The organism is Thioclava sp. DLFJ5-1 (assembly GCF_002020115.1).
Taxonomy (GTDB): Bacteria; Pseudomonadota; Alphaproteobacteria; order Rhodobacterales; family Rhodobacteraceae; genus Thioclava; species Thioclava sediminum.
Window position 1 is genome coordinate 253695 of record NZ_MPZU01000004.1, and the last position, 12177, is coordinate 265871.

Genomic DNA, 12177 nt, shown 5'->3' on the forward strand with positions numbered 1-12177 from the left:
CTCAGACCTCTTCGACCTCGCTCACCCCGCGCAAGGAGCGCAAAGCGCCTTTCACCTGTGCGTTGACCGGCGCCTCGGGCATCGCGGTGATCTGGTAGCGGCAGCCGCGCTCATTGTCATAGACCATGAAGCTGATCGGGCCGCGCGAATGCACCTTCCCTTCGCGGGCGACCCGTTCGACGAGGCTCGCAACAGAGGCGACCGCGTCATTGTTGTCGATATGAACAAGAAGCCCGGATGACCCCGCATCCGCCGTCGCCTTCTCCACGGTCTGGGCCGAAGTGGCGACCATACGCACCGACTCGCCATCCACCTCGACCTTCACGGTCAGCACCAGAAGGTTGCCGGTTTCCAGCACATCGCGGCAGGCTTCCAGCGCCTCGGACCAGAAGGCGACCTCGTAGGGCCCCGACGCATCCGAGAGTGCCACGAAGGCGAAGCGGTTGCCCTTGGCGGATTTCTTCTCGCGCACCGAGGCGACCTCGCCCGCGATCTTGGTCACGAAAGGACCGCCCACGGCTTTTTGCTGCACCTCTTCCCAGCTCAGCACCTTCTTGCGCTTGAGCGCGGGCAGGTAATCCTCGATCGGGTGGCCCGAGAGGTAGAAGCCGATGGCCTTGTGTTCTTCGGCCAGACGTTCGCCCGGCAGCCAGTCGTCGGTATCGGCCAGACGCGGCGGCGGCAGATCGTCGCCCGCCTCGCCGAACAGCGACACCTGCGCCGACTCGCGCGCCTCGATCACCGCGCCCGACCACGCCATCAGCGATTCCAGCGACTCGCAAACGCGCTTGCGGTTCGGGTCCAGAAGATCGAAGGCCCCGGCCCGCGCCAGCATCTCCAGCGGGCGCTTGCCCACCCGCTTCATGTCCACGCGCCGCGCGAAATCAAACAGGTCCTTGAACGGCTCGTCGCCGCGCGCGGTCACGATCATCTGCATCGCGTCCACGCCCACATTCTTCAGCGCGCCCAGCGCATAGACCAGCTTCTGATCGACCACGTCGAAGGTCGAAAGCGAGCGGTTCACGCAGGGCGGAATGATCTCGATCCCGAGCTTCTTCTGCACCTCGTCGGCATAGATCGCGAGCTTGTCGGTCAGATGAATATCGCAATTCATCACGCCGCCCATGAACTCGACCGCGTGGTTCGCCTTAAGCCAGCCGGTGTAATAGGACACCACCGCGTAGGCCGCCGCGTGGGATTTGTTGAAGCCGTAATTGGCGAATTTCTCCAGAAGGTCGAACACCTCCGAGGCCTTCTTCTTGTCGACCCCGTTCTTGGCCGCGCCCGCCTCGAATTTCGGGCGCTCGGCGTCCATCGCCTCCTTGATCTTCTTACCCATCGCGCGACGGAGAAGGTCTGCGCCGCCAAGCGAGTAGCCCCCCATGACCTGCGCGATCTGCATCACCTGCTCCTGATAGACGATGATGCCCTGCGTCTCTTCAAGGATATGGTCGATGGTCGGGTGGACCGAGGTGATCTTCTTGAGCCCGTTCTTCACCTCGCAATAGGTCGGGATATTCTCCATCGGGCCGGGACGATAGAGCGCCACCAGTGCGACGATGTCCTCGATACAGGTGGGCTTCATCTGGCGCAGGGCCGATTTCATGCCCTCCGATTCCACCTGGAACACGGCGACGGTCTTCGCATCGGCGTAGAGCTTGTAGGTCTTCTCGTCATCCAGCGGGATCGCGTTGATATGGTTTTCCGCACCCTCGGCAGGCTCGTAGAGCTGATTACCGGCGGCATCGACATGCAGCGGACGGCCCGATTTGAAGATCAGCTCCATCGCCGAGCGGATCACTGTCAGCGTCTTCAGGCCGAGGAAGTCGAACTTCACGAGACCCGCCTGCTCGACCCATTTCATGTTGAACTGGGTTGCGGGCATGTCCGAGCGCGGATCCTGATAGAGCGGCACCAACTCGTCGATCGGACGGTCGCCGATCACGACGCCCGCCGCGTGGGTCGAAGCGTTCCGCAGCAGCCCTTCGATGGCCTTCGCATAATCGAGAAGCCGTGCCACGACCTCTTCGTTGCGGGCCGCTTCGCGCAGGCGCGGCTCGTCGGCCAGCGCCTTCTCGATGCTGACGGGCTTCACGCCTTCGACCGGGATCAGCTTCGACAGCTTGTCGACCTGCCCGTAGGACATCTGCAAGACTCGGCCCACGTCGCGCACGGCGGCCTTGGACAGAAGCGCGCCGAAGGTGATAATCTGGCCAACCTTCTCGCGCCCGTATTTATTCTGAACATATTGGATCACCTCCTCGCGGCGATCCATGCAGAAGTCGATGTCGAAGTCCGGCATCGAGACACGTTCGGGGTTGAGGAAGCGTTCGAACAGAAGCGAATAGCGCAGCGGATCGAGGTCGGTGATGGTCAGCGCGTAAGCCACGAGCGAACCCGCGCCCGAGCCACGCCCCGGCCCGACCGGAATGTCGTGATCCTTGGCCCATTTGATGAAGTCCGCAACGATCAGGAAGTAACCCGGGAAGCCCATCTGCTCGATGATGTCGAGCTCGAATTGCAGGCGTTTCTCGTAATCCTCGACCGGAGCGGCATGCGGGATCACGTCAAGGCGGTTGCGCAACCCGTCCCAAGCCTGACGCCGCAGTTCCACCACCTCGTCATCGGCGAATTTCGGCAAAATCGGCGCGCGCTTATAGGTCGAGAAAGCGCAGCGTTTCGCGATCTCGACGGTGTTCTCCACGGCTTCGGGCAGATCGGCGAAGAGCGCGACCATCTCGCCTTCGGATTTGAAATAGTGCTGTGGGGTCAAACGCCGGCGCGGCTCGATCTGATCGACATAGGCGCCTTCCGCGATACAGATCATCGCGTCATGGGCCTCGTAGATCGCGGGCTTCGGGAAATAGACGTCGTTCGTGGCGACCAGCGGCAGACCCAGCTCATAGGCCCATTCGACGAAGGGCCGCTCGGTCGCAATCTCGGCCTCGGTCAGCGTGCCGCCCTCGCCCGGGTGGCGCTGCAATTCGACATAGAGGCGGTTCGGGAAGATCCCGGCAAGTTGCTGCAACAGCGCCTTGGCACGGTCCTTCGCGCCGTTCCGGATCAACCGCCCGACGGGGCCGTCTGGGCCGCCCGAAAGGCAGATCAGGCCCTCGGAATACCGCTCCAGCTCCTCCAGCGTGACCTGAACCAGCGCCCCGTGCTTGTCGAGATAGAGGCACGAATTCAACTTCATCAGGTTCTCGTAGCCGCGCTCGGTCTGGGCCAGCAGAACGATCGGTGCGGGAAGGCGCGGACGCTCGCCCGGCTTGGCCGGATCGAACTCCAACGAGACCTGACAGCCGACGATCGGCTGCAGCCCCGCCCCCGTCGCGGTCACGGAAAACTCGAGCGCCGCGAACATGTTGTTCGTGTCGGTCACGGCGACAGCGGGCATCTTCGCCGACTCGCACATCTTCACGAGTTTCTTGGCGGGCACGGCGCCTTCGAGCAATGAATACTCGGTATGGACGCGCAGATGAATGAATCGGGGGCTGGTCATGCCACCAGATTTAGCGGGTAGCAGCGCCCCGCGCCAGCCTCTCGCCGCGTCCGCCCGACGCTTTGCGCTCGACCACTTGGCGCGGCTGAGCGCCCAATTCTTGATCACCGGATCAAGTTTCAGGCAACGCACCGCCGCGAATCCCTTGCCAAAGCCTGTCTGCATCGGCTTTGCTGGGCCGGTCCCGTTCTACGCCGCATCGAGGGGGACCGCAGGGACGACTGGTAAGGCGGCGGATTTTTCGTATGGAGATCACGTTTCTTCTCAATGGAGAAACCCGGACGGTGACGCTTACCGATCCGACGCAATCTGTGCTCGACTGGCTGCGCGCCGAAGGGCTGACCGGCACCAAGGAGGGCTGCAACGAGGGCGATTGCGGGGCCTGCTCGGTCATCGTGACCGACGCGGAGGGCGCCAAACCGCTCAATGCCTGCCTGATGATGATGCCCCATCTGCACGGCCGCGCGCTGCGCACTGTCGAGGGCGTCGCCGGGCCGAAGGGCGAATTGCACCCGGTTCAGCAGGCGATGGTCGATCATCACGGCTCGCAATGCGGCTTCTGCACGCCCGGCTTCATCGCCACGATGGCGGCGGGGCATCTCAATGGGCGCCGCGATCACGACGATCTGCTCGCAGGCAACCTGTGCCGCTGCACCGGCTACGCGCCGATCATCCGCGCCGCCGAAGCCGCGCAGGACAAGGCCGTGCCCGCATGGATGCACGACACGGTTCCTGAGCTGGCAGACGTCGCGCCAAAGGCCGATCACGTCTTCCTGCCCGATAGCGCGGATGCGCTGGCAGACTGGTATCTCGCCCATCCCGACGCCACGCTGATCGCGGGCGCGACCGATGTGGGTCTCTGGGTCACGAAGCAGCTGCGCGAGCTGAAAGAGGTCGCCTTCCTCAACAACTGCACGGATCTGCAGATCATCGAGGAAACCGACGACCGCTACATCGTCGGCGCGGGCGTCACCTTGGCCGCGTTGCGCGAGGCGATCCGCGACACACTCCCCAGCTTTGCCGAATTGCTCCGCCGCTTCGCCTCCGAACAGGTGAGACAGGCGGCGACCATCGGCGGCAATATCGCGAACGGCTCGCCCATCGGCGACAGCCCGCCCGTCCTGATCGCGATGGGCGCGGAGCTGACGCTGCGCAAGGGCGAGGCGCGCCGCACGATCCCGCTTGAGAGCTTCTTCCTCGACTACGGCAAGCAGGACCGCGCGCCCGGCGAATTCGTCGAAAGCGTCAGCTTCCCGAAATCCGCGCCCGATCTAGCTTGCTACAAACTCTCGAAACGCTTCGATCAGGACATCTCCGCCGTCTGTGGCGCGCTGAGTATCCCGCGCGATGATGACAAGATCGGCGCTTCGCGCATCGCCTTCGGCGGCATGGCGGGTATCCCGAAACGCGCAACGGCACTGGAAGCGGCGCTTGAGGGGCAGCCCTTCACCGAAGAGGCGATCACGGCCGCCTTGCCCGCGTTGGATCAGGACTTCACGCCGCTCACCGACATGCGCGCCTCGGATGCCTACCGGATGGAAGCCGCCAAGGCGATGCTGATCCGATACGTCCGCAACGCCCAAGGCGCACTCTCCATTCTGGAGGTGCAACCATGAGCGTCGGCACCAAGAAACCCCACGATTCCGCGCAGTTGCATGTCACCGGCGCGGCGCGCTACGTCGATGACATCCCCTGCCCCGGCAACACGTTGCACCTCGCCTTCGGCCTCTCGACCGAGGCCCATGCCGAGATCGCCTCGCTCGATCTGAGCGCAGTGCGCGCAGCGCCCGGTGTCGTCGCGGTGCTGACGGCCGAGGACATGCCGTTTGCCAATAACGCCTCGCCCGCGCCCGAACCCGAACCGGTTCTGGCCGAAGGCGTCGTGCATTTCGTCGGCCAGCCGATCTTCGTGGTCGCGGCGACCAGCCATCATGCGGCGCGCAAGGCCGCGCGGCTGGCGAAGATCGACTACACGCCCCGTCCGGCGATCCTGACAGTCGATGAGGCGCTCGACGCGAACAGCCATTTTGAAGGCGGCCCGGTCACATGGGCGCGCGGCGATACCGGCGAAGGCTTCGCGCAGGCCGAGCATATTGTTGAAGGCAGCTTCGACATGGGCGGGCAGGAGCACTTCTACCTCGAAGGGCAAGCCGCCCTCGCGCTGCCTGACGATCAGGGGATGGTGATCCGCTGCTCCTCGCAGCACCCGTCCGAGGTCCAGCACAAGGTGGCCGACGCGCTCGGTTGCGCGATGCACGACGTCCGCGTGGAGATGCGCCGGATGGGTGGCGGTTTCGGCGGCAAAGAGAGCCAAGGCAACGCGCTCGCCATCGCCTGCGCCGTGGTCGCGCGTGCCACCGGGCGGCCCTGCAAGATGCGCTACGACCGCGACGACGACATGGTCATCACCGGCAAGCGCCATGATTTCCGGATCAAATACCGGCTCGGCGCAGATGCCGAGGGCAAGATCGTCGCGGCCGAGTTCACCCATCTCGCCCGCTGCGGCTGGTCGCCCGACCTGAGCCTGCCGGTCTGCGACCGCGCGATGCTGCACAGCGACAGCTCTTATTACCTGCCAAATGTGAAGATCGAGAGCCACCGGCTGCGCACCAACACCCAAAGCGCGACGGCCTTCCGGGGCTTCGGCGGCCCGCAGGGCATGATCGGCACGGAAGCCGCGCTCGATCACCTCGCCCATGTGATGGGGATCGATCCGCTCGATCTGCGCAAGCGCAACTACTACGACCCCGAGGGCGGGCAGAGCACGCATTACGGCCAGCCGGTCGAGGATTTCATCCTGCCCGAGATCACCGAGCGGTTGGAGAAATCCGCCGAGTTCGCGGCCCGCAAGGCCCGCGTGGCCGAGTGGAACGCCACCAATACGACCCTGAAGCGCGGCATCTCGCTGACGCCGGTGAAGTTCGGCATCTCCTTCACGCTGACCCAGCTGAACCAGGCGGGTGCGCTGGTGCATGTCTATGCCGACGGCTCGATCCAGCTGAACCACGGCGGGACGGAGATGGGTCAGGGCCTGCATCGCAAGGTCTGTCAGGTCGCGGCCTCGGTCTTCGGCGTCACGGATGAGGATGTGCGCATCACCGCGACGGCCACCGACAAAGTTCCCAACACCTCCGCCACGGCGGCCTCCTCGGGGGCCGATCTGAACGGCATGGCGGTGAAGGCCGCGTGCGAGACGATCAAGGCGCGGCTGGCGGGTTTCATGGCCGAAAGCGCGGGCGCTGCGGTGGAAGACGTGACGTTTGCCGATGGCGAGGTGCGCGCGGGCGATCACGCCCTGCCCTTCGCGAAGCTGGTGAAGCTCGCTTACGAGGCGCGGGTATCGCTCTCCTCGACCGGCTTCTATGCCACGCCGAAGATCAGCTGGGACCGGATCAAGGGTCAGGGCCGACCGTTCTTCTACTTCGCTTATGGCGCGGCGGTGACCGAGGTGGTGATCGACACGCTGACCGGCGAGAACCGTATCCTGCGCACCGACATCCTGCACGATGCGGGGGCCTCGCTGAACCCGGCCATCGATATCGGCCAGATCGAAGGCGGCTACGTGCAGGGCGCGGGGTGGCTCACGACCGAGGAACTGGTCTGGGACGACAAGGGGCGTCTGCGCACCCATGCGCCCTCGACCTACAAGATCCCCGCCTGCTCGGACCGCCCGCGTATTTTCAACGTCGCGCTCTGGGACGAGCCGAACCGCGAGGACACGATCTATCGTTCCAAGGCGGTGGGTGAGCCGCCTTTCATGCTGGCGATCTCGGCCTTCCTCGCGCTGCAGGACGCGTGCAAATTCTGCGGCCCGAACTGGCCCGATCTGCAGGCGCCCGCCACGCCCGAAGCGGTTCTGGCTGCCGTGCACCGGGCAAGGGGGGACGCATGAGCCTCGATCCCGCAGCCCTCGCCCGCGCGGCAGACCGCGGAGCCTTCACCCGTGTCGTGGTCGCGCGCGCTCAAGGCTCCACCCCGCGCGAAGACGGGGCGGAGATGCTGGTCTGGGCGGATCATGTCGAAGGCACGATCGGCGGTGGCGCGCTGGAATTCTCCGCCATCGCGAAGGCGCGGGGCGGGCTGACGGGGATCGAGAAAATCCCGCTGGGCCCCGCGATGAACCAGTGCTGCGGCGGGGCCGCGGTGCTGGGCTACGAGCGGATGGACCGGACCACCGTCGCGCAGATCACGGGCGATTGGCACGCACGCCCTCTGACGCCGGGTACGCCCGAGCCGCTGGCCGTCACCCGCGCGCTGGCTCGCGCCCGCGATCGCGGCGAGACGCCGCCGCTGCTGGTCGAGAACTGGCTGATCGAACGCGTCGCGCCGCCGCCCAGCCCGATCTGGGTCTGGGGCGCAGGCCATGTCGGGCGCGCGCTGATCGGGGCGCTGAGCCCCCTTCCCGGCCTCGCGCTATTCTGGGCCGATAGCGGGGCGGAGCGGTTTCCCGACATGATACCCGAAGGCGTCACACCGCTGATCGCCGAGAACCCGGCCGATCTGGTCTCCCTCGCCCCAACTGAGGCCCGCCACTTCGTGCTGACCTATTCACATTCTCTCGATCTGGAGCTTTGCCACCGGCTGCTCGCCCATGGCTTCGGCGGACTCGGCCTGATCGGGTCGGACAGCAAATGGGTCCGCTTCCGCAAGCGCCTCGCCGCGCTCGGTCATTCGGATGCACAAATTTCGCGCATTGCCTGCCCGATAGGCGATCCGACCTTGGGGAAGCATCCTCAAGCCATTGCCCTTGGGGTAGCGACCGGGCTAGTGAAAGAGCTGAACGCCGCGCAAGCGGCGACGGGGAAAGGGAAACGCGCCGGGTGACGGAGCTGCTCAAGATCGACGGGCTGACGAAAGCCTATCCTGGTGTCGTGGCCAATGACGGCGTCGGCTTCTCGGTGCGTCCGGGCGAGGTCCACGCCCTGCTGGGCGAAAACGGCGCCGGCAAATCAACGCTGGTGAAGATGATCTACGGGCTGGTGAAGCCCGATTCCGGGACGATGCACTTCGCGGGCCAGTCCTTCGCGCCCGCCGATCCGCGCGCCGCGCGCGCCGCTGGCGTCGCGATGGTGTTCCAGCATTTCTCGCTTTTCGAGGCGCTTAACGTTGCCGAGAACGTGGCGCTTGGCATGGAAAACCCGCCGCCGATGCGCCAGCTTGCCAAGCGTATCCGCGAGATCTCCACCGCCTACGGCCTGCCGCTAGACCCCGCACGACTAGTGGGCGACCTCTCCGCGGGCGAGCGTCAGCGCGTCGAGATCGTGCGCTGCTTGCTGCAGGACCCCAAGCTTCTGATCATGGACGAGCCGACCTCGGTTCTGACGCCGCAAGAGGTCGAGATTCTGTTCCACACCCTGCGCAAGCTCTCCGCCGAGGGCACCGCAATCCTCTATATCAGCCACAAGCTTGAAGAAATCCGCACGCTTTGCGAAGGCGCGACGATCCTGCGCGCGGGCAAGGTGGTGGCGAGCTGCAATCCGCGCGAGAAGACCGCGCGCGAGCTGGCCGAGCTGATGGTCGGCGCGGAGCTGAAAGTCACCGACCGGGCCGAGCGCAAGCTGGGCGACGTCGTTCTGAAAGTCTCGGGCCTGTCGCTCGCGCCGCTGTCGCAGTTCGGCCCCTCGCTGAAAGACCTCAGCCTCGAGCTGCGCGCGGGCGAAGTGCTGGGCATCGGCGGCGTCGCGGGCAACGGTCAGGAAGAATTGCTGGCGACCCTGTCGGGCGAGCGGCCCTCCGCCCCCGGCACGGTCAGCCTGATGGGCGAAGATATCTCCGGGCTCGGGCCGAACGGCCGCCGCGCGAAGGGGCTGCTGGCTGCGCCCGAAGAACGGCTGGGCCATGCCGCCGTCCCCGCGATGAGCCTGACCGAGAACGCGATCCTCACCGGCACGATGCGCAAGCCGCTGACCCGCAACGGCTTCGTCGATCAGGGCGCGGCAAAGACCTTCGCCGACGAGATCATTCAGGCCTTCGACGTGCGCACGCCGGGTTCGCATGTCGCGGCCCGCGCGCTTTCGGGCGGCAATCTGCAGAAATACGTGATCGGCCGCGAGGTGCTGCAAAACCCCGCGGTGCTGGTGGTGAACCAGCCGACATGGGGCGTCGATGCCGCCGCCGCCGCGTCAATCCGGCAGGCGCTGCTGGACCTCGCCGCGAAAGGCGCTGCGGTGATCGCGATCAGTCAGGACCTCGATGAGCTTATGGAAATCTCCGACCGCTTCTCGGCGCTGAACGAAGGCCGACTGAGCGCCTCGCGCCCGACCCAGGGGCTGACGATCGAAGAGATCGGCATGATGCTGGGCGGTGCGCACGGGATGCAGGAGGCCGCGGTATGATCACCCTCGTCCGACGCCCCACCCCGTCGCAATTCTGGTCCTACGCGACCCCGCTCCTCGCCGTGATCGCCACCATGATCGCGGGCGGCATCCTGTTCGCGATACTGGGCAAGCACCCGGTCGAGGCGATCCGCGTGATCTTCTGGGACCCGCTCTTCGGCGGCAATGCCAGCTATTTCCGTGGCCAGCTTCTGGTGAAGGCCGGGCCGTTGATCCTGATCGCCTGCGGGCTCGCCGTGGGCTTTCGCGCGGGCATCTGGAATATCGGCGCCGAAGGGCAATACATCATGGGCGCGCTGTTCTCGGCATGGCTGGCGCTGAAGATGTACCCGGCTGAGAGCCACTGGCTGTTCCCGGCGATGATCGTGCTGGGCGCGCTTGGCGGCTTCCTCTGGGCGATGATCCCGGCGGTGCTGAAGGTGCTGTTCGGCACCTCGGAAATTCTCGTCTCGCTGATGCTGGTCTACGTGGCCGAGAACCTGCTGGCCTATATGGCCTTCGGCCCACTCAAGAACCCTGAAGGTTTCGGCTTTCCCGGCTCGCGCAACCTGCAAGACTACCCCTCGGCCTTCAATCACGAGCTGATCGAAGGCACGGGCATGCATTGGGGCGTCGTCGCGGCGCTGATCGCGGTGATCTTCACCTATGGGCTGATGCACCGCCATATCACCGGTTTCCGCATCCGCGTCGCGGGCGAGGCGCCGCGGGCTGCACGCTTCGCAGGCGTGATCCCGGCGCGGCTGGTGATGCTCGGGCTTGGGATGGGCGGCGCGTTCGCAGGGCTTGCGGGCATGTTCGAGGTCTCCGGCCCCTCGGGTCAGATCACCGACAGTTTCAACGTGGGCTACGGCTTCACCGCGATCATCGTGGCCTTCCTTGGCCGCCTGCATCCGATCGGCATCCTGCTGGCGGGGCTCTTGATGGCGCTGACCTATATCGGCGGCGACATGGCGCAGTTGATGCTCGGCCTGCCCTCGGCGGCGATCCAGGTCTTTCAGGGGATGCTGCTGTTCTTCCTGCTGGCCTTCGACGTGCTGACCAATTTCCGCATCCGTTTCGGGAGGGTCGCGGCATGACGCGCAAACTCCCTTCGCTGCGCCTGATGATCATCTTCCTTGGCGGCACCGTCATGGGGTTGGGCCTGTACTACCTGCTCGCGGTGGCGCAGGCGTTCTGGGCTTTCGTGGTGATCGGCGTGGTGATGATGGTGGTGTTCGAGCTGGCGCTGGGAGCCTCACGGGCGGTGATCTACCGCATCGGCGCGCGCCCCGACAGCGAAGAGCCCCGCCGCCCCACCCTGCATGGACGCGAGCGTTACGCCTCTGTGGCCGGGCTCATCGTCGGCCTCGTCGGCGGCTATCTGGCTTGGGGGCCGGTTCTGTTCTGGGGACATGGAGGCGCACTATGATCGTAGGCGGCATCGATATCATCACCCTGACGGCGACGCTGATGGGCGCATCGACCCCGGTTCTGCTGGCCGCGACCGGCGAACTGGTCGCCGAGAAATCGGGCGTGCTCAACCTCGGCGTCGAGGGGATGATGATCATGGGCGCGGTCGCAGGCTTCGCCGCCGCCGTCGCGACCGGCAGCCCGGTTCTGGGCTTCCTGATGGGCGCGATCGCCGGTGCCTTGCTGGCGACGCTTTTTGCCTTCCTGACGCAGAAGCTTCTGTCGAACCAAGTCGCGACGGGCCTTGCGCTGACGCTGTTCGGGCTGGGCCTGAGCGCGCTGATCGGCAAGGGCTACGAGGGTGTGCGCCCGCCGCCGACGGCCAAGATCGACTTCGGGCCGCTCTCGGATATTCCGGTGCTGGGCCGCATCCTGTTCTCCCATGACTGGATCGTCTATCTCTCGCTGATCCTCGTCGCGGTGGTCTGGTACGTGCTGCGCTCCACCCGCGCCGGGCTGATCCTGCGCGCGGTGGGCGAAAGCCATGACGCCGCCCACGCGCTGGGATACCGCGTCGTCGCCGTGCGCTTCGCCACGCTGGCCTTCGGCGGGGCGCTGGCCGGCCTGGGCGGCGCCTATCTCAGCCTCGTGCGCGTGCCGCAATGGACCGAAGGCATGACCGCAGGCGCGGGCTGGATCGCACTCGCCATCGTGGTCTTCGCAAGCTGGCGCCCGTGGCGGGTGCTGCTGGGCGCTTACCTCTTCGGCGGCATCACCGCTCTGCAGCTGCAATTGCAGGCCGCAGGCTATGCGATCCCGGTGCATATCCTCTCGATGGCCCCTTACGTCATCACCATCGTGGTGCTGGTCATCCTGTCCGCCATTCACCGCCACGGCGTGCAGGCCGCGCCTGCCAGCCTCGGCAAGTCTTTCCACGCCTCGAGCTGAGGC

8 protein-coding genes are annotated in these 12177 nt (G+C 65.7%); 7 read left to right on the forward strand and 1 reads right to left on the reverse strand.

Features of this window, described 5'->3' with window-relative positions; genetic code table 11:
- Window position 1: 1 nt before the first annotated feature.
- Window positions 2-3502 carry a DNA polymerase III subunit alpha gene (dnaE, locus tag BMI86_RS14040; protein ID WP_078542101.1) on the reverse strand — a complete coding sequence of 1167 codons (3501 nt, stop codon included), beginning with the start codon at window positions 3500-3502 and terminating at the stop codon, window positions 2-4.
- Window positions 3503-3747: 245 nt separating this feature from the next.
- On the opposite strand from dnaE, the gene xdhA reads away from it, so the two are divergent.
- From xdhA to BMI86_RS14075, 7 genes are read left to right on the forward strand one after another with little or no spacing between them, the layout of a single operon-like run.
- Window positions 3748-5118, forward strand: a complete 1371-nt coding sequence (gene xdhA, locus BMI86_RS14045; RefSeq protein WP_078541950.1) for a xanthine dehydrogenase small subunit — start codon at window positions 3748-3750, stop codon at window positions 5116-5118.
- Complete coding sequence (gene xdhB / locus BMI86_RS14050; RefSeq protein ID WP_078541951.1) at window positions 5115-7394, forward strand: xanthine dehydrogenase molybdopterin binding subunit; 2280 nt, start codon at window positions 5115-5117, stop codon at window positions 7392-7394. The genes xdhA and xdhB overlap by 4 nt, the downstream gene beginning before the upstream one ends.
- Window positions 7391-8326, forward strand: coding sequence for a xanthine dehydrogenase accessory protein XdhC (gene xdhC, locus BMI86_RS14055; RefSeq protein WP_078541952.1), 936 nt, complete (start codon window positions 7391-7393; stop codon window positions 8324-8326). Before xdhB ends, xdhC begins: the two co-directional genes overlap by 4 nt.
- The gene (locus tag BMI86_RS14060; protein ID WP_078541953.1) at window positions 8323-9837 is read left to right on the forward strand and encodes an ABC transporter ATP-binding protein; all 1515 of its coding nucleotides are present in this window, start codon (window positions 8323-8325) and stop codon (window positions 9835-9837) included. The genes xdhC and BMI86_RS14060 overlap by 4 nt, the downstream gene beginning before the upstream one ends.
- Window positions 9834-10913 carry an ABC transporter permease gene (locus BMI86_RS14065; RefSeq protein ID WP_078520376.1) on the forward strand — a complete coding sequence of 360 codons (1080 nt, stop codon included), beginning with the start codon at window positions 9834-9836 and terminating at the stop codon, window positions 10911-10913. The genes BMI86_RS14060 and BMI86_RS14065 overlap by 4 nt, the downstream gene beginning before the upstream one ends.
- Window positions 10910-11245, forward strand: a complete 336-nt coding sequence (locus tag BMI86_RS14070) for a hypothetical protein (protein WP_078541954.1) — start codon at window positions 10910-10912, stop codon at window positions 11243-11245. The genes BMI86_RS14065 and BMI86_RS14070 overlap by 4 nt, the downstream gene beginning before the upstream one ends.
- Window positions 11242-12174: an ABC transporter permease gene (locus BMI86_RS14075; protein ID WP_078541955.1), complete on the forward strand. Its 933-nt coding sequence runs from the start codon at window positions 11242-11244 to the stop codon at window positions 12172-12174. The genes BMI86_RS14070 and BMI86_RS14075 overlap by 4 nt, the downstream gene beginning before the upstream one ends.
- Window positions 12175-12177: the final 3 nt, after the last annotated feature.